Here is a 20,700-nt window from a genome sequence, read left to right as displayed (position 1 = left end):
TCACCGCAGCAAGGCGAAAACAGTGACGGCGGTCAGGCCGCCGATGCCGGTGCCTCCGACTACCTGGGCGAGCGTGTGGTCGCCGAGTGCGACACGTGACCATCCGATCAAGGGAAGCGCCACGATGGCTGTCAGCGCGCGGGCGCCGAAGACCAGGACAAGGATCGCGATCGCCCCGCCGGCCACCGCAGTGTGCAGACTCACCTTCCACCAATGGGTGACGAGCAGGCTCACTATGAGGCCGACGAAGCTGGCGATGAGCAGGGCGAGCAGGGCGCGGGGAGCGTGCGTGGCGGCAAGAAGGAAGCAGCTGGTGGCCACAGAAGCGAGGCCGGCAACCAAAGGCCCCCGTCGTTGGCGGCGAAGTCTCACATGACGATCGCTGATCCGGCCCCACCGAATTCCATGCAGGATGTACGCCTGGGGACCCGCCGCTGCGATCCCGGCTGCCAGCACGCCCCACATCACTCCCGATGAGGTGTCAGGTGTGGCGTTCCAGCCGACGAAAGCCATCACCACGAGGAGACTGACCGTCGGGGCGCTGGCCTCCGTCACTAGCCGCGCCACCCGCAACCGCACAGGCAATGCCGTCGTCACGACGTCTGGCCTTGAACGCTCGGCACGCTCTGGCCAATCCGTGCCCACCACCAGACCTTCTCGGCTCCCGCCGCACGACGCTCAGCTGCGCACACTCGGCTCAGGGCCACCAAGTAGACGGTGTCCAGCACCAGGCACGAGCCCCAGAGGATCCACAGCAGCGGTGAGTGCGGGAGGACGTCCGGGTGGAGGGCAAAGGCCAGTGACATCAGCGCGGTTCCCAGCAACTTGGAGGCGGCGATGCCCACCGATTGTCCCTTGCTGGATCCTCGTGAGTAGAGCATTGCGATGAACATCGCGCTGAAGGCCAGGTTGTCGAAGTACGCGGAGTGCAGTCCCCAGGCGTCGTTGAAGGCGTGGTTGACGGCCAACACCAAAGGGAGCGCCAGACAGACGGTCAGGCCGAAGATCGCGTAGAACGCGCGTTGTGAGAGCCGCGGGAACTGCGCTGGGCCATAGCGCAGAGTCTGATAGACGATCACCAGGTCAAGGCAGAACCAGATAATGATGCTCCACTTGAAACCGAGCGGATACGGCTCGATGAAGGTGAAGGTGAACTCCCAGCAGAGATTGATGGCCACGGCGACCAGTGGCATACCGAGCGTCCGGTCTCGGGCACTGGCCCGGATGATGAGGATGTAGGTCAGGTACCAGAGGTTGCCGCCCATAATCAGGATTGCCGAGAACATCGGTATCCCCTCCTTAGTGGCGCCCGTGTCCTCAGAGCTCTTGCACTCTGGGACAGGTGTGGATTGGTCACGCGCTGCGCGTGACGACGTCGGCGGCGATGCTGCGGAGAGCGTCGCGGGCGCGAGGGCGCAGCAGGCGAGAGTCCAGCGCGGACACGGCCTGCGCGTACCGGATGTAGATCAGGTCTTCAACACCAGCTCGCGCCCCGCTGGCGGTGAGAATGTTCCGGATCTCGTCCGCTCCCTGGACATCCAGGTCCGGATCGCCCAAGAGCAAGCCCAGACGGCGTGCTTGGGGCCGCGTAGCGCGCTGGAGTGCGAGGGCCACCAGGACGGTGTGCTTGCCCTGGCGCAGATCGTCCAGAGCAGGCTTCCCAGTCTCGTCGGGGTTGCCGAAGACACCCAAGAGGTCGTCGCGCAGCTGAAAGGCTTCACCGAGGGGCAGGGCGTACGCGACCAGTCCGAGCAGCTGCTCGCGCGTCGCATGGCCCAGGCAGGCACCGAGACGCAAGGGGTGTTCGACGGTGTACTTCGCGGTTTTGTAGCGGATGATCCGCAAGGCGCTGCTCACATCGCCAGTGGGCCGGCCAGAAGCAGCCAGGTCGAGGTATTGGCCGATCATGGTGTCGATACGCATGGCGTTGAGCACGGGCCAGGTCAGGGCAAGTTGATCGGGCATGGAGGCGGGCGGAGCGTACAGCAGGTCGTACGACCAAGCGAGGGCGAGATCCCCAAGCAGGAGCGCCGAATTGCCACCGAGGGAGTCGCAGTTGGGGTGGCTGGGATGTGCAGCGGCGAGAGCCCGGTGCGCGGTCGGCTGTCCCCTTCTCATACGGGAACAGTCCATGATGTCATCGTGGATGAGGGCGGATGCATGAAACATCTCAAGTGAGGCGGCCGCACGCCATAAGGCCAGCGGCGGATCCTCGTCGTGAATTGCCTGCCACCCCCTTACGCACAAGAGCGGACGCACCCGTTTGCCACCGGCCCGGAGAGTCGCGCGCAACTGCCCGGTGAAAACGGCCAGTTCCGGAACACCCCGGCTCCTGGCTTCCTGCAAGTCGAGGAACTCGAAGAGCACCGCATCGATGGTGGCACGGACGTAGTCGCTTTCCAGGGATGGGGGAGTCTGCAGAGGCGATGTACTCAGGGTGTTCCACCCTCTCGTTCATGCAGGCTTCGGCCACCAGCTGGGGACCCATGACCAATAGACTCGATCCTTGGTCTGCGCTGAGGGAAGGCGCATGATCGTAGCGCCCAATAGTCATATCAGCGCTGCTCGTGCACCCTCTCGCTCCGTGGGGGTCAGGCCGCGAGCCCGCGCGACATCGCCAAGCGGCTCGTCATCACCACGGGCTCGAGGAAGGGCCGGCGCCCCTCGGCCGCCACCGTCATGCGGATGCTGCGTGAACGCGACGAGCAGGCCGCCACGACGGCGAGTACGTGATCACCCCGCTACTTTGCGGCTGGTGTCATCGTCGGACACTGGAGCCCACCCCACGAGACGTCGCTAGAAGTAGCGCTACGATTACTCAAAGCGTCCATGGGGAGCGTGGGGGCTCGCCGCGGCACTGTAGTTACACATTTATAAGCGGTGTTGGGTGCACTGGCGATATGCCGGGCAAGGTCGCCGATTTCCTCCGCACCGCAGAGCGTGTCGTCCTCGACCAAGGTGTGTTCGTACGGCGCGGCCAGGGCTACACCCTGCGCGTCAGCGCTGTTCGCGCGGTGCACCGCCAGCCTCTCGCCCGCTGCCAGCCGGCATACGCCGTGGGCGTGATCATCACCGTGTTTTCCAAACGAGAAAGACCCAAACAGGATGAAGCTCGAAGCCGAAAACGTTCTCCACGAAGCCGAAACCCCGCGTTTCGCTACGGCAGAAGCGACCGGAACACCCGGCCACGACCTGACGTCGCACCACCAATGGATGACAACCTTCTGGAACGCCAGCAGGATGGTTGGCAAAATTACTTCTCCGGCCAGCAGCGACGCACTGCGCTATACCGCTCGGGAAGACCATGAATTCCTGGAAACATTTTTCGACCGGTACTGCCGCACGTTCCCCGTCACCCGGCACCTCAACCTGAAACACCTGCAGGACCAGACGCACCTGACCGTCATGTCCTTTCCGAAAGTGCGGGACTTCAACACGCTGGCCACGCTGAACCACGCCATGCTGGTGACCTTCTACGTCGACGACTACCGTCACCGACTCGACCTGGTGCGGCTGCTCGACGACACCAGGGCAGACCCGGTCGTGCACGCATTCGCCGAATACATCAGGAGCGCGATCCCGAGCGCCCACGAAGGATTCACGGACGTGTTCCGGGAGTTTCTCGCCGGAAGCCTGCTGCAAGGCAAGATCAAACACACCGAGCTGCTCTACAGCAGGGTGAAAAGGGTGACCATGGGCATCTTCCACGTGCACTACATCCGATGGTGCCTGTACGGGCTGCCGTCCGAAAAATTCGGCGCCTTGAAACTCCACAACTACATGTACTGGCTGGAACTCGACACGGTACTGGTCAACGACCGATATTCACTACGCAAGGAGTCGGACTCCCGCGAATGGAACGCGCTCGCAGCACACGAGCTCAGCCACGATGAGCTGACCGTCATGATCGATGACAACTACGCCCACCTGATCGCTTCCCTGGGAGAACTGCTGGCAACCGAAGAAGACCCCACGTGTGTGGAGGCATACGAGGATTTCAAAATCTGCGCCGACGCCACGAAAACCTGGGAAGAAATCTCACCCAGGTACCACCCCGACCCGAGCGCCACGGATACCCAAAGCGCTGGAGCGCAGTCAGCCGGGAACCTCCGCATCCCCTACGGTCCGACGGGACTGGGAACGAAGGGCCTGCGGCTGGGCATCAACAGCACCGGCTGACCCGAGGGGCCCGGCCCCCTCGATGTGCCATGGGCGCGGTGGCCGGGTAGGCAGCTGGTGATCGGTGGCTCGTGCCGGCGTCGGCCCTGCGCCGATCACTCGTCGGCAACGGGTCGGCCGTGGACCGAACTGCCCAGCAACTGGAGCTCGATGTGCCGCAGGACCTGCTCATCCCGATCGCGTTTCCGCACCGGGTCAACCCCGATCCGCTGCGCGCCTACGAGTGCGAGCAGGCGTGGGGGAGGCGCTACCGCGTCGAAGGGGACGGGGAGCGCCTGCGCAGGCTTGCGCCGGTGCAGCCGGCGAAGCTGACCTGCTACACCTACCCCGACGCGCACGGCCGTGACCTCGACCTCGTGGCGGGCGGCTAGTCGATCACCTCGGCGGCCGGGAGGGAGTCGCCGAGGAAGCTCGAGTGGGCGTTAGAGACCCACGTCGGCGTCCACAGGTCGATGGCCCTGTACCCGACGTAGAAGTACGGGCCGTTGGACCACACCTCGCCCAGATCTGGCGTGGAGTCCTCGATGTCCTTGTAGTCGTTTTGCCCTTCGCCCACGTATGCGCTGGCCGGCCGGTACTGAAAGATTCGGACGAGGCGGGCCTCCTTCCCCTCGCTCCCCTCATCCACAGGGACGGGGTCGGGCAGCTTGATGGAACCCACGCAGGGGAGACCGAGGGCCTTCAGCGAGTAGACCCGGTCACGGTCGGTGTCTTCGTAGTCCAGCTGCTTGGAAAGCCCCGTGTAGCCGGGGCTGCTGTAGAAGGTCACCATCAGGTCGGCCACGGGCATCCCTTCAGCTCGTCCACCGGCCGTGAGACCGGACGGTTTGGTCTTCGCGCCAGCGTCCCGCACACCAGCATTGGATATGTACAACACGCCGATGCGGCGCGAACTGAGCCACCTGCCCGGTGTCTAGTTCCGAGCTGAGCAAGGCGCAGACGATCGAACGGGCGCCGGAGCCTCGCAGGATGGCGCTGCTGAGGGCGGTGGTGCGCAATCTGGAGGCTCAGGCGGTCGATGATGCGCTGGATTTGTTTCGCGCTACTGATGAAGCTGGACCGCTCCTGGGCGAGGCCCTGCTGGTGGAGCGCCGCGCGCGGAAGATCGAGCCGCCGGGCCGCACCCGGGTCGAGAAGATGCTTGTCGCGGCGCGAGGCAAGTGGGAGAAAACGTTCTGCGCCCGCCTGACCGGCGCGCCGTACAGTGCGCCGGCGGCTCGTCCTGCCTGGCTGCTGTCAGACCTTGATGTTGAAGCGGCCCGGTGTCATGCCGGCGGCGAATCGCAGCCTGCCGTCGGAGTTGATCAGGGGGCGGTCCTTGTTCTTGCCCTGCCACAGCTCGTAGTGGTCGCCCATGTCGACGAAGCGCACCCAGCCGGGCTCGCTGCTCTTGACCTTGACCCATCCGTCGGATGAGTCGATCCACATGCCCTCGTGGGTTGCCGAGGCGACCTGAAGAAGTGCGGTCCAGTCCTCCCCGTGCTGCTGGCCGCTGATGGCCTTGACGTGCAGGGCCGGGGCTCCCTTGAGAATCATGTCTGTGGTGGCGCCCTTGCTGGGCTTGGTGGCGTCGCCGGCGCTGACTCCTGCGGAGGAGTCGATGACGATGTAGTCGTCGGCGAAGCGCGCTGTGACAGAGCTCGAATAATGCATACCTTCGTAAATCATGAAACTGCTGGTAGGCATGCTTCCCACGTCGAAGTCCCTTCATGATCGTTTCTGGTCTACCGGCAACCTACCCGCTACCCGACCTTGGGGCGACTTTTAGTGAAGGGTGTGTCACTCTTCGTGCTCGCGGAAATGAGTAGTTCTGGGAGACCACGGACCCCCACCGGACCGTGTCCGGTTTGCCCCTGACCGTCGTTCTCACAACCTCTCGCAAAACAGCTTTCACACAAAGCCCATCGCGGTAGGCCCGCCGGAAGCACCTGCCGCACCCGCGGCGGCAAGGTCGCCCCGAAGTACCACACCCCGCGCTTCATGCTCGTCCCCCAGCTCCGCGCCGAGCTGGAGGTGAAGACCCCCGCCGACCGCGGACCCGGCCGAGCGTGGGAGACGGGCCCGGCCATCGACGCCGCCGTGCCGGAGGTCGCGACGAGGCACACGATGCACGGACGAGCGATAGAGGTTGTGTTCGGGTTGTCATAGCTGGTGACAGCGTTGGGTCTGAGCGGTACGCCGTTGTCTTGAGGCATACACAGAGCGGGGACATCGTTGCCCTGGTGGAACACCTCGCCTCGATCGCCCATGGCTGGGTACGGTCAGAGTTGTGTCTGGTGCACGCGGGTTGGTCACCTGTTGGCGTGCGCTGGTTGATCGTGCGCAACTAAGGGGAGCTGGTTCGGGCATGGCGGCTGACGCTGCTCAGGAATCGGAAGAAGGCTTCACGTCAGCGGGTGCAACGGGGGTGATGGTTGCTGCTTGCCAGGCTGCGGGACTCGACGTCAGAGACGCGGAGTTGATCCGTCTCGGAGAGAACGCGTTGTTCCGGCTGGCTTCTGTGCCGGTGATCGTGCGGGTGGCCCGGGGAGAAGAGTGGTTGCCGAAGTCGCGCAACGAGGTGGCTGTGGCGCGGTGGCTGACGGCGGAAGGGTTTCCGGCTGCGCGGGTCGTTGAGGATCTGGAGCAGCCGCTCGTGGTTGGCGGGCACCCTGTGACGTTCTGGCATCTGATCGAGGAGGGGGATCGCAAGGCAACGTACGGGGAGCTGGGTGCGATCCTGAGGGAGCTCCACTCCTTAACGTTGCCGGCTGGCGTAGAGCTGCCCCCGTTCGATCCCTTTGACAAGCAGGAGTTGCGGCTCGATCGAGCCGTGATTCCAGGGGATGACAAGGTCTTCCTGCGGAAGCGGTGGCGGGAGCTGCGGGACAAGTTCGAGGAGCTGCGGTTCGAGACGCCCAAGGGGCCGGTGCACGGTGATGCTCACGTTCAGAACCTCATGGTGGACGATCAAGGGCGCGTGATCCTGATCGACTTCGAGGCCTTCTGCTTCGATCATCCTGAGTGGGACCTGATGGTCACCGCCGTCGAGCACCACAGCCTTGGGTGGCAGACCGACGAACAGTACGCCGACTTCGTCAGGGCCTACGGGCGGGACCTGTACGAGTGGCACGGGTACGAAACGCTGCGCGGGTTGCAGGAGTTCGGCATGACGACGTGGCTGATGCAGAACGTGCAGGAGGACGAGCGGACGGCGGCTGAGTATCGCCGGCGTATCGCTGGGCTACGCAATGACGACGGGCCTCGGGACTGGCGTCCCTGGTAGAGGCGGCTACTCGTCGTCGTCCAAGCGGGCGAGCGCGTCGTGAACCTGGTCGTTGAAGGCGGCCACGATCGGGTTCGCCGCGTGGATGCTCACTTCGGCTTGGAAGTCGGTCACGTAGCGCTGGAAGCGGGAGGACTGGAGGGTGTCTCCGCCGTCCACGGCCAGACTGGCTGTCGTGACCGCGGCTTCCAGTTCACCGTTCAGCAGGTGGCTTTGAGCGAGCACCATGCGGCAGAACCCCAGGGTGCGGGCGTACTTCGGGTCGGTTTCATCGACCGCGCGTTGCGCAGCCCCAACGGATTCGCGGCGCATCTTGAGGTCGCGAAAGCAGTGGCAGAGTTCGCCCATGAGTTCCGCGGAGTCGAAGTAGTCGAGCCACGCGGGGTCGTCGGCGGTGTCGGCGTGCTCGAAGCGGCGTTCGGCTTCGTTCATCGCCCGGCCGGCGCCGATCGGGTCTCCTCCGTTGGCCAGGGCGCGGGCTTCCATGGCTGAGTAGTTCGCCATGGCTCGTGGGGTGGCCCGACCCTTGGCGCCTTCGACGGCGGCGCGAGCAAGTTGTATGGCCTGGGCGTGGTTGCCGAGATAGTTGGCCTGGTGGCTGAGGTTACCGAGGATGCGGGCGCCGAACATGCGGTCGTCGATGACCTGTGACAGGCGCAGTGTCGACGTCAGGTAGCGGTAGGCGAGGCGCTGATTTCCGGTGTCGTACGCGGTCCATGCGAGGAGCTGCGATACCTCGGCAGCGGCGCCGAATAACGCGGTGCCGACCTTCTCGCTGTAGCTGGCCCCCAGGAGCGGAAGTACTTCCTGGCGGAAGTAGTGGCGCAGTGCCCGGTGGCCGTGGCCTCCGCCGTACTTGAAATCGAGCTGCATGAACATGCTGGCCGCGTCTCGGATGGCCCGCACGTCACGCATGCCGATGCGCTGGTGGACGAGCCTGTCGGCCTCGACGCCGTCGGGGCGCGCGATCATCCACGACAGGACGGCTGAGTTGAGATCCGTGTCCGCGACCGCCAGGTGGCCGGGGGTGACGGCTTCAACGCGCTCGTCGGCGAGTCCGTCGAGCATGGACAGCACGTCGGACACGGTGCCCGGGTAGCCGATCGGCTGCGGTGTCGGCTGCTGGAGCTGGCGGAAGAATCCGATGTCGGCCAGTGTGATGCGGCGATTCAGCTTGGAACTGAGAACGTCCGCCATGATGGCCGCCGTCTGGGGCTGGATGCCCGCGCCGTCTCGCCAACGCTGCACGGCGACGTGCGTCGTCCCGAGACTCGTTCCGCACCGGGCCGCGGCGTCCTGCATCCGCTTGGCGAGTCCCTTGTTGGAAACGTTCGCTTCGGTCATGACCGCGATCAACTGTGTGTTCGGTTCTCGGCTCATGCTCTCCTGCCAACCCGAGAATGACAGCGAACATTCATCGTGGCACAGGGCTATGACATTGGGGGGTTCATCGGTGAACCCCCTTTGCATTTGCCGGTGTTCACGTGAACCCCCCGGTGAACGCTCCCGGTTCCGCGGCCCGCGCCGTTCACTGTTCTGCACGGAGCGACGGGCTACAGGACTCGTCGGCAGTCGGCAGGGGACGCAATGGATGCTCGACAGAGCAAACGCAGAGCGAACACCCCGCATGCGGTCTCGCTGCGGGAAGCGGTGCAAGACCCCTCAGAGGGGCATTTCCGGGCGTTGACGCTCTTCGACGAGTCCGCCGGCACCGCGTGCGCCGCTCGCGACATGGTAGGCGCCTGCCTCCAGGACTGGGGACTCGACCACATGGCCGACGACGCACGACTCGTCGTCTCGGAGCTGGTCGGCAATGTCGTGCACCACGCGGTGCCGGACGACTGCCTGACCCAGCCCGGTGCCGCGCGGCGGATCGACGTGCTCGTGAAGGCATGGCCCGGGTGGCTGTTCATCGGCGTCGCCGATGAGGACTCCACTCCGCCCGACCTTCCAGCGCGCGAGTTCGTCTCACCGGAACTGGTGGGTGACTTTTCCGAGGCGTTGCTGCCCGACCAGGGGCGGGGGCTGCTGATCATTCAGCGACTGGCCGACGCGGTGTGGTGGTCGCCAAAGGGCCCGGGAGGCAAGACCGTGTGGGTCCGCTTCGACCTCGACAGCGCGACATAGGGATCTCCGGACCGCACGCCTGCCCCACTCCCACGCGATCGGGAGTTGACGGCGGTCCGGACGCTGGCCGGAGCCTGACCCGCTTCGGCCATACGGGGCGCGGCCCCTCGAACGAGCCGGGAGCTCCCCTCCCGGGAGGGGCCGCGCTTCACAACCTCATACCGAGACCGGACCACCCCCGCGCCGGGAAGCAACCGGGGTGGTCCGGGAGGGGACGCAGCGGTCCCCGGTGCCTGATGGTACCGGGGCCGCTGCGCTGCGCATCTGCCCTGAAGGAAAGAGAGTTGACGATCCGTTACTAGATCAGGGCAGAGGTGGGCAAGGTGACTGGCTCGGATGAGGACTGGCTGAGCGACGGTCTCGACTTCGAGGGCGCGGACTGCGGTCTGTGGGTGTCCGGCGTCGACTACATCGCGGGCTGGCGCGCAGCGCGTGATGCTGCGGACCGATTCAACCGTGCGCTGCTCGGGGCGGGGTTCGAGCTGTCGCAGGTGCGGGTCGTTGCCTCGACGGACGAGAGCGGGCGGGGCGTCGTGCGGATGGCGGGTCGACTCGATGCGGTGGAACGGCTCTCCGGTCTCCTGGAGGGCATCTCGGGCGGCGACGGCGCTGCATCGTGAGGCGTCCTTTGGCTGGTGAGTGGTGCGCGTGGGCACGTCGTCGGACGCAGAGACTTTGGGCGGTAGCTGCCATGGGGCGAGTGAACAGGGGGCCTTACGCTCGCCAGCGGATCGGGCAGTCCTTGGAGCTGCCCGCAATAGCCCGATCGGCCCCCTGTTCTTCGAGGCTCGCCCCATGGGAGCTGTCTAAAGTCTCGGTGGCCGGCGACCCCCAGCCCCGCGGGCCCCGACCTACGGCGGTGGGTCGACGCCTCGACTCCTTGGGTGTGCTGTGGTGCGGGCAGTCGGGCGACCGGACGGGACCGGCGGCCACGCCGCACGCCCGGCCGGGGCGGCCGGGCTGCCCGGCGCGCCGCAGGCGCGCCCTTGAGGAAGTGAAGACTGTTTCGACCGATCTATGGTTCTGGGTCGGTCTTCGGCTCGAAGCAGCGGGCGTGTGCTGCGGCGCGCAGCAGCGATTGGGCGACTCGCTCGGCGTCATCGGCCGACAGGTAGATCTCTTGGGTGAACAGCACGGCCAGCCGAACTGTGCCGTCCAGGGCGTTGGTTGCCACGTCGACCTGCACCCCGTTACCCGGCACGTCGTAGACCTCAAGGTCCAGATCGCTGCTGAATGCGCTCATGTCCTGAGCATGCGTCACGGGGTGCGCAGGTGCTCCTGTGCGGGCGCGTCGTGCGGGCTACTCGCCGGCGTCGATCCGGTAGGTGAGTTCGGTGCGGGCTGCTCCGATGTGGAGTTCTTCGAGGATCAGGGCCTGGTCGTCGGTGCCGCAGGTGACGCGGGAGACGTGCAGGACCGGGGTCGCGTCGGGCAGGCGCAGCGTGGTGCGCTCGTCGGGCAGCGGCAGGCGGGCCCGTACCGACTCCGACCACCACAGCTCGTGTCCGGCCGCCGTCAGCATGCTGTAGATGGCGGCGGGGGCGGCGTCCGGCCTCTTACCGAGATCGGATACGGCTTCGACGGTGGCGAAAGGGATCAGTGTCCGGAGCATCGCGCGGGCGCCGGTGTCCGGGTCGGCGAGCAGTTGGTCGCAGCCGAACAGGGCTTCTCCCACCTGGAGTCCCAGCAGTTGGGCCGTGGCCTCGGTGGTGTGGGTGCGGTAGGTGTGCGGTTCCTCGGCCTGCTGCCACACGGCGACGCCGTACAGCCGGAAATGCCCGGCCGGTGTCCTGCCGATGTGGCGGGAGATCGCGACCGCGGGACCGCCGGCGGAGCGTACGAAGCTGCCCTTGCCGTGATGGACGTCGACGAGGCCTTCCGCGCGCAGGGCGGCGACGGCGTTGCGGACGGTGGGACGCGAGACCTTGTAACGCTCCATGAGCTGGGCCTCGGAGGGGAGCGGGCCTCCGGGTTCGTACTCACCGGCCAGGATTGCTTCGCGGATCGCGGCGGCGACCTGCTGGTACAGGGCTCCGGGGCGCTGGATCTCCGTCATCTCGGCATCTCCGGGTGAGGTCGTAGACACGTCGCACGCGCGACATCACTCGTCAGCATAAGTAGTTGCACCCTCGCCGTACAGAGCCGCATAGTCGTAACTCGTAAGGACAAGTGACGTCTGAATATGTAGAGCGTTCCGACTGGCCAAGGAGGCCATGCAATGCAGTCCATTCCCGTGGACACGGCACGACTGGGCGTACTGCGGTGCGCCATCGCACCGGAAGCGAAGATCAGCAACTTCGAGACACAGGAGGTGAAGAGGGACCGGGACGGCAACCCGGTCTGGACCGTCGCCGTCACCGTGCGGCAGGACGGACGACGGATCTCCGTCATCGAGATCGCCGTAACCGGCCAACCCAAAGGCATCGACGAAGGACAGATCGTCAAGGTCACCGGACTGACCGCGTTCATGTGGTCGATGGGAGACCGGCACGGCGTCAGCTTCCGGGCCGACGCGATCACCCCCGTGCCCGGCAGTCCGGTGGCACACGCGAAGGGCGGTGACGCGTAATGGGGCCGATCCTGCTCGCCCTCGCGCTCGCCGTCCTGGCCTGGCTGCTCGTCGTCGGTGACCTGGTGCGCCGGCACCGCCCGGCCTGGCACTGGTACCTGATCGGCTACCCGGCCACCACGTGCCGGGTGCTGCTGACCTGGCGCAAGGTCGCCCTGCTCAACGACCTCGCTGTCTCCCACCGTCCGCCGCGCGGGCTTCTCGGGGACCTGGTCGTCAAAGGTGATCCACTACGGCCGCTCACCCCGCGGCGCTCCTTCCCCAGGGCGAACCGCCTCGGCCTGACCGTGGCCGTGCGCCTGCACGCGGGGCAGACCCCCGCGACGTACATGAAGGCGGCGGACGCGCTGGTGCACGCCTGGAAGGTCCACGCCGTACGGGTCACCTCACCGGAGCGGGGCCTGGTGCTGCTGACCGCGACGGCCAGCGATCCGCTGGAGCGGCCCGGCTTAGCCACGGCTCCGGCCGAACTCCTCTCCGCGCTCATCGGCGTCCTGGAGAGCGGCGGAGCCTGGGTGATGAACCTGCGCGTGGTGCCGCACTGGCTGATCGTCGGCGCCACCCGGTCGGGCAAGTCCACGCTGCTGGCCCGGTTGATCACCCAACTCGCCACCCAGCGGGTCGCCCTGGTCGGCATCGACTGCAAGGGCGGCATGGAACTGGGCCTGTTCGCCGGACGGCTGAGCGCACTGGCCACCTGCCGACGTGAGGCCGTCGCCGTGCTCTCGGCCCTGGTGGTCGACATGCAGGACCGGATGAGCGCGTGCCGGACAGCCGGCGCCCGCTCGATCTGGGAGCTCCCGGAGAAGCTGCGTCCCATACCCGTGGTGGTGATCGTCGACGAGATCGCGGAACTGTACCTCTCCGACGGCACCCGCGACGGCAAGGCCGAGGCGGAGCAGTGCTCCACGCTCCTGCTCCGCCTCGCACAGCTCGGGGCCGCGCTCGGCATCCACCTGGTCGTCGCCGGCCAACGCGTCGGCTCCGATCTCGGCCCCGGCGTCACCGCCCTGCGAGCTCAACTCGGCGGCCGTATCTGCCACCGCGTCAACGACCCCGGCACAGCCGAAATGACCCTGGGCGACCTGAACAAAGACGCCGTGGCCGTCGCCCAGTCGATCAGCGCACAGGAACGGGGCGTGGCCGTGTGCACCGGGCCCGACGGCGGCTGGAGCCGCGCCCGGTCCCACCTCACGCCTACCGAGGAGGCCGTGTCCATCACGCGCAAGTACGCCGCTATGACACCCGACCTGCCCGGCCTCGGCGGAGCGCTCGCGGTCCTGGAAGGAGACGACAAGTGATCAGCGCCGGTACGGCCGTGTCCCTGGTGTTGCTCTTCGGGGTCATCACCTTCCTCCTCGTCCGCTCCCGCGACGTACGGATCTGGGAAGCGGCCTGCATCGCCCTGTTCGGCATGTACCTCGGCCAGACCCCCGTGAGCCTCACCATCAACGGCTTCATGACCTGGATCCTCACCGGCTTCGCCCACTTCTGACCAGGAAGGACGCACGGCTATGCCTATGCCTCGCGTGAGGTGCCCGCACTGCAAGGGCGACGGAGCCCGCAAGACCTGGACCGGACGGAAACGACGCTGCCGCGTCTGCCGGGGCACCGGAACCATCCGCTGACCCAGCCAACCTCACCCCGACCACGCAAAGGAGCGATCCCCATGACCGACAGCGCGCCACCAACCACCCGTGCCGCCTCAGCGGCCCACCCCGGAAGGCCACCACCATCACCCCGCAACTCACACCGGCTGACAGGCGCGCCGCTCTCGACCGCGCGGCGCGCCTGCGTCAGCTCCCCGAAGCAGACCGCGACGCCATCCGCATCGCCCAAGACCCGCAGTTCCCCCGCTGGCTGGAGCAAGTAACGGCAACCGGCGGCTGCGCCCACCCCGTCCACCTCTCCGGCTCCACCACCACCCTGGACGGTGCGACCGGCGAGATCCTTCACCACTACGACACCCGCGACGAACCCGGCGAACGCCTCCTCGTCCGCTGCCGCAACCGACGCGCCACCGTCTGCCCGGCCTGCTCCCGCCTTCACGCCGGAGACACCTTCCACCTGGTCCGCGCCGGCCTTCTCGGCGGCAAGAACGTCCCCGAATCGGTCCGCCACCGTCCCCGGCTCTTCGTCACGCTCACCGCTCCGTCCTTCGGCCCCGTCCACCGCGCTGGCGCGCAGTGCCGTCCCCGTCGCGATGGCGGAACCTGTGAGCACGGACGCCTCATCGGCTGCGGAACGGTGCACGCCTCGGATGCGCCGGTCGTCGGCCAACCCCTGTGCCTCGACTGCTACGACTACACAACCCACGTGCTGTGGCACGCGCACGCCTCCAAGCTGTGGGACCGATTCGTCATCGACGTCCGTCGTCGCCTCGCCGCTTCGATTGGCCTCGTACAGTCGCACTTCGCCCGGCACGCTCGACTGTCCTTCGCCCGTGTCGCCGAATACCAGAAGCGTGCCGCCGTCCACGTACACGCCGTCGTCCGCCTCGACGGCCCGAACGGTTCGGCCGACGCACCTCCCACCTGGGGTACTACGGAACGGCTCATCAATGCGGTGCAGGCATCTGCCTGCCGGGTCAAGGTCCGTACGGCCCACAGTCCCGCAGTGGGTGAGGTGACGCTGCGCTGGGGCGCCCAAATCGACGCTCGCCCACTGCTGGCAATCAGTGACAGCCCTGATGATGACGCGGTTGCCGCGTACGTCGCCAAGTACGTCACCAAAGGCGCGAGCGACACCGGCGCCGGCACCGACTACCCGCTTACAGCCGAAGGCGACATTGCCTCCGCACCCGTGACCGACCACGTTCGCAGACTGATGGGCACCTGCTGGAGCCTGGGCGGCCTCCCCGAATTCGAACCCCTCCGCCTCCGGGCCTGGGCGCACACCCTCGGCTACCGCGGCCACATCCTCACCAAATCCCGCGCCTACTCCACCACCTACGCAGCACTACGCGCCGAACGCGCCTATCACTCAGGCCACGCCAACATCCCCGGCACGATCACCGAGCGGCACTGGCGCTACGTCGGCTCCGGCCACACTCTCGGCGCCGCACTCCTGGCCGCCGGAATCACCGACGACATCGCCAAGAACCGCGAGATCGCCCGAGAAGAGATCGCCTCTAGCCGGAAGGACGTGATCCTCTGACGGTACGGCGTGATCGTGAGGCGGATCGTGCTCGGCATCTGGAGCGGGTGTGCGCCAAGTTCCCGATCAGAATCAGCCCTGCTGGGGCGCGGCGCCTGGCCCGGCTTCTGCAACCTTCGTCCGAGGCTCCAGGGAACGGGACCTAGAGAAGTGAAACGGACCGCGTGTGAGAAGGTCTTGCGTGTGATCAACCAGGACAACGGCCCCAGTCGCGAACTTGTACTCACGGACGGCTTGAGCCCTGCGGAAGTCGTGCTCGTTCACCGTGAGGCGCTTCGCGTGCTGCGCTCCAACATCGACGCGGCCCACCTGGATGCCTACAGCAGTGATGCCTGGCCACCTGAGGTGCTGCACTCGTACGAACGTGCCTTGTCCCTGGCTCGCCAGGAGGTGGCGGGCGGCACTCGCTCCCGGCGTTGGGACCCTGGGATGGGGATCGACATCGACGTCCGCGACGATGGGCAGTTCGAGGTGCTGTCGGACCTGGCGCCCTACACGATCCATGCGGAAGGCTGGCGGGAGAACCAAGAAGTATTCAGTGCCAGCGACACGGGAACGTCCCTGTGGATGGCCGTCACGCACGAACAAGAGGTAGAACTTCTGTCCCGACTGGACGCGCTGGGGATCCCATCGACCGCGCTTGCCGTCCTGCCACCGAAACGCCGACGCGCATTCATAACGCACGCTCGCAACGGCTGGCGAAGATGGCTGAAGTGACGTTCACCAGCCCAGACCGGCCCGCGAGCTACTCCAGCGGAACTGCGGAAGGGGTCCACGGCGAGACCCTCCGCTTCACTTCGCTAGAGCTCGTTCGGCTCAATGTCCACGCGGCCGAAGTCGAAGCTCCGGCCCCGTGTCGACGAGGCGTCGATGATGACTGCGCCGAACAGGAAGCGGAGAACGGCGTTCATCCGCTCGTACTGCTTCCCGTCCTTCAGTTCCTTCCAACTGCTCGACGCGTTGGGGCCTACCAGCCCCTCAAGTACCTCGACAGTCGGTCGGACCACCAGCTTGCGACGAATCCGAGCGACCCGGTCCTCGACCGTCTTGCGCATCGCACGGTACTCGCGCGTCTTCAGCTCCCCGGATTCCCACATGTCCTTCAGCTCGGCGAGTTCCTCTTCGTCAGCCTCGATCGCCGCCTGATCCACTGCTGACAGAGCCGGCGGTTCGGTGCTGCCGGCCACGTCCAGCCGCTCCAACCAGTCGACTGCCGCATCGGTCACGAACGCCTCCAACGTGGACGCGGAGACGCTGCGCCCGCAGAACTTGCTGTCCGCGCGCTGGCTGCGTCCGCACAGGTACGTGCCCATGGACCCGGCCATGCGCACGCCGCATCGCTTGCACATCACGATGCCGCGGAGCAGGTAGAAGCGGTGGTCCTCGTTCTGGCGGCTCGGGCCGGCCTGTGCCCGGTACGTACGCCGGTCGCGCACCTCCTGCCAAAGGCCTTGGTTGATGATCGCGGGCCACTGGCCGCGGCCGACTTCCTCGCCTCGAAAGACCCGGATGCCTGCTACGTGGTGACTGTCCAGTAGCGCTCGGACAGTGTCGGCGTTCCACTCGCGGCCGAGGGCCGTTCGTTCGTTGCGTTCGTTGAGGTCACGAGCCAGAGCGGTCGGGCTCTCGCCGTCGAGGTAGCGAGTGAAGACTTCCCGGACGATGGCCGCCTCCGCCATGTTGATCACCGTTCCGGAGGCGTCGTAGCCGTAGCGGCGCTTGCCCCCGTGTGGCTGGCCATCCCGGGCTCGGTCAACCGTGGCGTCCTTCAATCGCCGTGAGGTGTCATCACTGGATCGGCAGGCGTGTGCCACCTCGATGCGGAGGAAAAACCGGTCGTCAGGGTCGGCGAGATCGCGTCGGTTGGCCTGGCCGTGCAGCGTGATGTTGTGCTGGTCGGCAAGCTGCAAGAGCTGTTCGAGATCATGGGGTTGCCGCATGAGGCGGTCCGGATGGTAGGCGAGGATATGTCTCACCTGGCCGTTGCTCACAGCCTCAAGCAGCGCGTCCCACCCCGGTCGCTTGCGGTTGCGCTTCCACGCGGACCGGTTGTTGTCCACGAACACCAGAGGGTTCGGCACCGTAAGGTTCAGACGCTCGGCGGTGTCTCGGCAGATCCGCTCCTGACGGTCAACACCCGTCTGGTCGTCGTCATTCGCCTGCGAAATGCGGCAGTAGATCGCAGCCCTCTCTCCGCTCCAATCGGCAGCACTTCGGCGGCCCTGGCGGGGTAAGGACAATCGGGAGAGGCGGCGGTCTGCCAGCGGCTGACGGTCTGTCTGCTGCTCGTCTGCGTCCATGGAAATAGCTTATGGGCAGACAATCGCCTGCCCGATGCCCATCAACCGGTCCCGGGTGAGCACGATGCCCGCGATCGTCATCGACAGGCAGGAGAAGAACGCCGAACCGAGCACGACGGCCACGGCCACGCCGAACAGCCGCAGCGGGTTCCAGGTCATCGCCACCCCGAGCAGCGCGGCGATGACGACGACCACCACGGCCTGGATCAGCGCCTTCACCCCGGCGGCGAACGCCTTGCCGGTGATGAGCGCGGAGCGGGGCGTGGGCGTGACGAGGAGCTTGGTGAGGATTCCGGCGTCCCGCTCCCAGATGATCATGATGCCGTAGAAGATGGCGATGAACATCGCGGACTGGGCGATGATGCCGGGCGCCAGATAGTCGAGGTAGGGGATTCCGCCGGTCGGGATCGCGTGGATCCGGGTGAACGTCTCGCCGAAGATCAGCAGCCAGAGGGCCGGCTGGATCGCCCGGGTGTACAGCTCGGTGCGGTCGTGGCGGAGCTTCTGTAGCTCGACCGCGCACATCGCGGCGACCCGGGCGGGCAGCACGCGCCAGCCCGTACGGGCCCTCGGCGGGGTCACGAGCAGGTCGAGGCTCCCGGGGCGGACGCGCTCAGCCGACGCGGGAAGCGGTACGGCGGGTGCTTCGGACATCGCTGAAGTCTCCTGATCGGTCGTCGAGTCCACTGCCGGCGACGTCGCGGAAGACGTCTTCGAGCGTGGGAGGTTCGGCGTCGCCGGTGATCCCGCGGCGCTCGCCGAGGCCCGCCCTGAGCTGCCGCGGGGTGCCGAGCGCGCGGACCCGTCCGCGGTGCATCAGCGCGACGCGGTCGCAGTACTGGTCGGCCTCGTCCATGTAGTGGGTCGTCACGAGGACGGTCATGCCGGTGGCGGCCCGTACGGCGTTGATGTGCTCCCACACGCTGGTACGGGCGATCGGGTCGAGGCCGATGGTCGGCTCGTCCAGGATCAGCAGGCGCGGTGCGCTGACCAGTGCCTGGGCGAGTTCGAGGCGGCGGACCATGCCCCCGGAGTACGTCTTGGCGAGCCGGTCGGCCACGTCGGCGAGGCCGACCGCGTCGAGCGCCTGGTCGACACGGGCCGCGCGTTCGCGCCGGGACACGTCGAAGACGCGGGCGAACAGGGAGACGTTCTCCCGGCCGGTGAGTCCGGAGTCGGCGGACAGTTGCTGCGGCACGTAGCCCAACAGGCGTCGTACGGCCATGCGTTCGCGGGTGGCGTCGTGCCCGAAGACTCGGACCTTGCCGGCCGGGACCGGCAGCAGGGTGGTGATGCACCGGAGCGCCGTCGTCTTGCCGGCGCCGTTGGGCCCGAGCAGTCCGAACACCTCACCGTCACGGACGGCGAGGTCGAGACCGTCGACGGCGGTCATCTCACCGAAGGCGTAGACGAGTCCGGTACAGGACACGGCGTCCGGGGCCGGTCCGTCGACGGGCTCGGCACCGACCGCGGTGGACGGGAAGGGCGTTCGCGCCGCCTCCGCCTCGTCGCCGACCGCGTCCACCTCGTCGCAAGGGGGTTCCGGGTTCACCGGCCGCGCGGGTTCCGCGCGTCCGCTCCTGTGCCGTCTCATGTCTCCTCGGCCTCCTCGTGCAGGTTCGCCGCCAGTTTGCGCAGGGCCGGAAGGGCGGCCTCCAGCGCGGCACGATCGGCCGCGTCGAGACGCTCCACCTGCGCGCGTACGAGCACCGCGCGCCGCTGTCGCCAGTCGCGCAGCCGGGCGTCGGCCGCCGGTGTGGACAGCAGCCGGGCGGCGCGCCGGTCGGCCGGGTCCGTCTCGCGGACCAGATAGCCGTCCGTGACCAGCCTGTTGACCAGGGTCGAGACCGAATTGCCCGCCAGGTAGAGCTCTTTGGCCGCCTCCGACACACCGATACCCGGCCGGTCGACGACCAGCCGCAGCAGATCGACCTCGGCACCACGCAGGCTCGGTCCTGCCGTGCCGCGGCGCAGCCGCCGCCTGATGAGCCGCTGGAGCCCGGCCAGGGCGTCCGCCAGGACCTCGGGGAAACTCTCCGACTCCGACTTCACCTTCCGAGATTACCTCTGTGTCAGAGGCAATACGGGAAAGGGAGAGTCAAGACGCCGGCCCCGGCGGCGAAACCCGAGGTGCGCGTCGATGCGGCTCCGACAGCCGCGGCGGAACCCGGGGCGCGCGCCTCGATTTCACCTCCCGGGGCGAAACCCAAGGTGTGCACCTCGATCCGGGGGGTAACCGTTGCCCTGCTCGCCGGCGTACCCCAGCGCCGGGTGGATCCCGACGGGTCGAAGTTCCAACTGGAGGTAACCGTGCCGGCCGAAGAGGCTCCTTTGTCCATCGACGCGACCGTGTACGCCGAAGGCATCGCGCTGGTCACCGTCGCCGGGGAACTGGACGTCGAGACAGCCCCCGAACTGCACAACCGACTGGCCGACCAGATTCGCGGCGGCCGGCGACACCTGCTGCTCGACCTGTCCGCGGTCCCGTTCATGGACTCCTCGGGCATCAACGCCCTGCTCAAGGCGCACGACGCCGCCGGACGCGCGGGAGGGGGCCTGCGTCTCGTGTCCCCGGCCCCGGCCGTCCAGCGCGTTCTGGATCTCACGGGCGTCAGCCTCGCCATACCGTCGGTGAAGGACGTGGAGGCCGCGCTGGTCCAGATCGGCGAAGGAACGGCTCCCCGGCACTAGGCCGCGTCCGGCGGGCGCGGCTTCGCGGACACGGTCTAACGCCTGTTTGACAATTCCCGTCCGCCCGGCGACGACGCGAATTGTCAGACAGGCCCTAAAGCGCGTTGCACAATGCCGTGATCTGGGCATTTTCCTTATATGCGTGGGGTGTTGAGGGTTGAGCCGTTGTGGGTGGAGACGTTCACGGGACTGCGGATGAAGCAGTTCGAGGGTTTGCTGAAGGCGGTGCGGGAGCGGGGTGGCGATGGCCCGCGAATCGGGCGGCCTTGGTGTCTGCCGCTTGCCGATCGGGTGCTGATGGTGGCGGTCTACTACCGGACGAACCTGACCATGCGGCAGCTCGCGCCGCTGTTCGGGGTCTCGCCGGCCACGGTGTGCAGGGTCATCCAGCGGCTGCGGCCGCTCCTCGCGCT

At 67.0% G+C, this 20,700-nt stretch carries 23 protein-coding genes and 1 pseudogene; 12 read left to right on the top strand and 12 right to left on the bottom strand.

From position 1 onward, the window contains the following. The 3 genes from ACIQ7M_RS17205 to ACIQ7M_RS17195 form a co-directional block, all read right to left on the bottom strand. On the bottom strand, nt 1-597 hold the full coding sequence (locus ACIQ7M_RS17205) for a hypothetical protein (RefSeq protein WP_403644664.1): 597 nt from the start codon (nt 595-597) through the stop codon (nt 1-3). Further along, nucleotides 594-1,286: a hypothetical protein gene (locus tag ACIQ7M_RS17200; protein ID WP_403644661.1), complete on the bottom strand. Its 693-nt coding sequence runs from the start codon at nt 1,284-1,286 to the stop codon at nt 594-596. The genes ACIQ7M_RS17205 and ACIQ7M_RS17200 overlap by 4 nt, the downstream gene beginning before the upstream one ends. A gap of 67 nt (nt 1,287-1,353) precedes the next feature. Further along, nucleotides 1,354-2,367: a polyprenyl synthetase family protein gene (locus tag ACIQ7M_RS17195; RefSeq protein ID WP_403644658.1), complete on the bottom strand. Its 1,014-nt coding sequence runs from the start codon at nt 2,365-2,367 to the stop codon at nt 1,354-1,356. A gap of 738 nt (nt 2,368-3,105) precedes the next feature. On the opposite strand from ACIQ7M_RS17195, the gene ACIQ7M_RS17190 reads away from it, so the two are divergent. Beyond that, on the top strand, nt 3,106-4,179 hold the full coding sequence (locus tag ACIQ7M_RS17190; RefSeq protein ID WP_403644655.1) for a hypothetical protein: 1,074 nt from the start codon (nt 3,106-3,108) through the stop codon (nt 4,177-4,179). A 119-nt stretch (nt 4,180-4,298) separates the two neighbouring features. Beyond that, nucleotides 4,299-4,550, top strand: a complete 252-nt coding sequence (locus ACIQ7M_RS17185; protein WP_403644653.1) for a hypothetical protein — start codon at nt 4,299-4,301, stop codon at nt 4,548-4,550. Here ACIQ7M_RS17185 and ACIQ7M_RS17180 read toward each other — a convergent pair. Continuing rightward, nucleotides 4,547-4,963 carry a hypothetical protein gene (locus ACIQ7M_RS17180; protein ID WP_403644650.1) on the bottom strand — a complete coding sequence of 139 codons (417 nt, stop codon included), beginning with the start codon at nt 4,961-4,963 and terminating at the stop codon, nt 4,547-4,549. The two genes, ACIQ7M_RS17185 and ACIQ7M_RS17180, sit on opposite strands and share 4 nt — an antisense overlap. 452 nt (nt 4,964-5,415) lie before the next feature. After that, entirely contained in the window at nt 5,416-5,847 is a 432-nt protein-coding gene (locus ACIQ7M_RS17175; RefSeq protein WP_403644647.1) for a hypothetical protein, read from the bottom strand. A gap of 679 nt (nt 5,848-6,526) precedes the next feature. On the opposite strand from ACIQ7M_RS17175, the gene ACIQ7M_RS17170 reads away from it, so the two are divergent. Further along, a complete protein-coding gene (locus ACIQ7M_RS17170) occupies nt 6,527-7,444 on the top strand; it encodes an aminoglycoside phosphotransferase family protein (RefSeq protein WP_403644644.1) in 918 nt (305 codons plus the stop codon). A 6-nt stretch (nt 7,445-7,450) separates the two neighbouring features. Here the strand turns inward: ACIQ7M_RS17170 and ACIQ7M_RS17165 are convergent, their stop codons facing one another. Then, the gene (locus ACIQ7M_RS17165; protein ID WP_403644641.1) at nt 7,451-8,824 is read right to left on the bottom strand and encodes a sporulation protein; all 1,374 of its coding nucleotides are present in this window, start codon (nt 8,822-8,824) and stop codon (nt 7,451-7,453) included. A 207-nt stretch (nt 8,825-9,031) separates the two neighbouring features. On the opposite strand from ACIQ7M_RS17165, the gene ACIQ7M_RS17160 reads away from it, so the two are divergent. Together ACIQ7M_RS17160 and ACIQ7M_RS17155 are read left to right on the top strand one after the other, a co-directional pair. After that, nucleotides 9,032-9,571: an ATP-binding protein gene (locus tag ACIQ7M_RS17160; RefSeq protein ID WP_403644638.1), complete on the top strand. Its 540-nt coding sequence runs from the start codon at nt 9,032-9,034 to the stop codon at nt 9,569-9,571. Nucleotides 9,572-9,894: 323 nt separating this feature from the next. Beyond that, a complete protein-coding gene (locus ACIQ7M_RS17155) occupies nt 9,895-10,191 on the top strand; it encodes a hypothetical protein (RefSeq protein WP_403644636.1) in 297 nt (98 codons plus the stop codon). Between the two features lie 395 nt (nt 10,192-10,586). Here ACIQ7M_RS17155 and ACIQ7M_RS17150 read toward each other — a convergent pair whose 3' ends face one another. Beyond that, on the bottom strand, nt 10,587-10,814 hold the full coding sequence (locus ACIQ7M_RS17150; protein WP_403644633.1) for a hypothetical protein: 228 nt from the start codon (nt 10,812-10,814) through the stop codon (nt 10,587-10,589). Between the two features lie 57 nt (nt 10,815-10,871). After that, nucleotides 10,872-11,627, bottom strand: a complete 756-nt coding sequence (locus tag ACIQ7M_RS17145) for a GntR family transcriptional regulator (RefSeq protein ID WP_403644630.1) — start codon at nt 11,625-11,627, stop codon at nt 10,872-10,874. Between the two features lie 162 nt (nt 11,628-11,789). On the opposite strand from ACIQ7M_RS17145, the gene ACIQ7M_RS17140 reads away from it, so the two are divergent. The 5 genes from ACIQ7M_RS17140 to ACIQ7M_RS17120 all read left to right on the top strand — a co-directional run bounded on the left by ACIQ7M_RS17140 (nt 11,790) and on the right by ACIQ7M_RS17120 (nt 16,013). Further along, on the top strand, nt 11,790-12,140 hold the full coding sequence (locus ACIQ7M_RS17140; protein ID WP_403644627.1) for a hypothetical protein: 351 nt from the start codon (nt 11,790-11,792) through the stop codon (nt 12,138-12,140). Continuing rightward, nucleotides 12,140-13,441, top strand: a complete 1,302-nt coding sequence (locus ACIQ7M_RS17135) for an FtsK/SpoIIIE domain-containing protein (RefSeq protein ID WP_403644624.1) — start codon at nt 12,140-12,142, stop codon at nt 13,439-13,441. Before ACIQ7M_RS17140 ends, ACIQ7M_RS17135 begins: the two co-directional genes overlap by 1 nt. Further along, nucleotides 13,438-13,635, top strand: coding sequence for a hypothetical protein (locus ACIQ7M_RS17130; protein WP_384794548.1), 198 nt, complete (start codon nt 13,438-13,440; stop codon nt 13,633-13,635). Before ACIQ7M_RS17135 ends, ACIQ7M_RS17130 begins: the two co-directional genes overlap by 4 nt. Before the next feature lie 296 nt (nt 13,636-13,931). Then, entirely contained in the window at nt 13,932-15,296 is a 1,365-nt protein-coding gene (locus tag ACIQ7M_RS17125) for a replication initiator (protein WP_403645870.1), read from the top strand. 183 nt (nt 15,297-15,479) lie between these two features. Next, entirely contained in the window at nt 15,480-16,013 is a 534-nt protein-coding gene (locus tag ACIQ7M_RS17120; RefSeq protein ID WP_403644621.1) for a hypothetical protein, read from the top strand. 83 nt (nt 16,014-16,096) lie between these two features. Here the strand turns inward: ACIQ7M_RS17120 and ACIQ7M_RS17115 are convergent, their stop codons facing one another. From ACIQ7M_RS17115 to ACIQ7M_RS17100, 4 genes and pseudogenes are all read right to left on the bottom strand, one after another. Continuing rightward, nucleotides 16,097-17,596, bottom strand: a complete 1,500-nt coding sequence (locus ACIQ7M_RS17115; protein WP_403644618.1) for a recombinase family protein — start codon at nt 17,594-17,596, stop codon at nt 16,097-16,099. 12 nt (nt 17,597-17,608) lie between these two features. After that, nucleotides 17,609-18,250 (bottom strand): annotated as a pseudogene (locus tag ACIQ7M_RS17110) (ABC transporter permease); the annotation flags it as partial. After that, on the bottom strand, nt 18,210-18,989 hold the full coding sequence (locus tag ACIQ7M_RS17105; protein WP_355774308.1) for an ATP-binding cassette domain-containing protein: 780 nt from the start codon (nt 18,987-18,989) through the stop codon (nt 18,210-18,212). The gene ACIQ7M_RS17105 and the pseudogene ACIQ7M_RS17110, both read right to left, overlap by 41 nt. Nucleotides 18,990-19,186: 197 nt before the next feature. Continuing rightward, complete coding sequence (locus ACIQ7M_RS17100) at nt 19,187-19,648, bottom strand: MarR family winged helix-turn-helix transcriptional regulator (RefSeq protein WP_403644615.1); 462 nt, start codon at nt 19,646-19,648, stop codon at nt 19,187-19,189. Between the two features lie 258 nt (nt 19,649-19,906). Between ACIQ7M_RS17100 and ACIQ7M_RS17095 the strand changes: the two genes are divergently transcribed. After that, on the top strand, nt 19,907-20,287 hold the full coding sequence (locus ACIQ7M_RS17095) for an STAS domain-containing protein (protein WP_403644612.1): 381 nt from the start codon (nt 19,907-19,909) through the stop codon (nt 20,285-20,287). Between the two features lie 138 nt (nt 20,288-20,425). After that, on the top strand, nt 20,426-20,700 hold a 275-nt coding region (locus tag ACIQ7M_RS17090), incomplete at its 3' end, for a transposase family protein (RefSeq protein ID WP_403644609.1).

The sequence above is a fragment of the Streptomyces sp. NPDC096324 genome (assembly GCF_044763015.1).
Taxonomy (GTDB): domain Bacteria; phylum Actinomycetota; class Actinomycetes; order Streptomycetales; family Streptomycetaceae; genus Streptomyces.
Note: the sequence above shows the minus strand (reverse complement) of the source record. Positions and strands in the feature narration are given on the sequence as shown.

Coding starts and splice junctions, on each gene's coding strand:
- ACIQ7M_RS17200 (WP_403644661.1), bottom strand. CDS start 1,286: ATGTTCTCGGCAATCCTGATTATGGGCGGCAACCTCTGGTACCTGACC.
- ACIQ7M_RS17190 (WP_403644655.1), top strand. CDS start 3,106: ATGAAGCTCGAAGCCGAAAACGTTCTCCACGAAGCCGAAACCCCGCGT.
- ACIQ7M_RS17175 (WP_403644647.1), bottom strand. CDS start 5,847: ATGATTTACGAAGGTATGCATTATTCGAGCTCTGTCACAGCGCGCTTC.
- ACIQ7M_RS17170 (WP_403644644.1), top strand. CDS start 6,527: ATGGCGGCTGACGCTGCTCAGGAATCGGAAGAAGGCTTCACGTCAGCG.
- ACIQ7M_RS17165 (WP_403644641.1), bottom strand. CDS start 8,824: ATGAGCCGAGAACCGAACACACAGTTGATCGCGGTCATGACCGAAGCG.
- ACIQ7M_RS17160 (WP_403644638.1), top strand. CDS start 9,032: ATGGATGCTCGACAGAGCAAACGCAGAGCGAACACCCCGCATGCGGTC.
- ACIQ7M_RS17150 (WP_403644633.1), bottom strand. CDS start 10,814: ATGAGCGCATTCAGCAGCGATCTGGACCTTGAGGTCTACGACGTGCCG.
- ACIQ7M_RS17145 (WP_403644630.1), bottom strand. CDS start 11,627: ATGACGGAGATCCAGCGCCCCGGAGCCCTGTACCAGCAGGTCGCCGCC.
- ACIQ7M_RS17140 (WP_403644627.1), top strand. CDS start 11,790: ATGCAGTCCATTCCCGTGGACACGGCACGACTGGGCGTACTGCGGTGC.
- ACIQ7M_RS17135 (WP_403644624.1), top strand. CDS start 12,140: ATGGGGCCGATCCTGCTCGCCCTCGCGCTCGCCGTCCTGGCCTGGCTG.
- ACIQ7M_RS17115 (WP_403644618.1), bottom strand. CDS start 17,596: ATGGACGCAGACGAGCAGCAGACAGACCGTCAGCCGCTGGCAGACCGC.
- ACIQ7M_RS17105 (WP_355774308.1), bottom strand. CDS start 18,989: ATGACCGCCGTCGACGGTCTCGACCTCGCCGTCCGTGACGGTGAGGTG.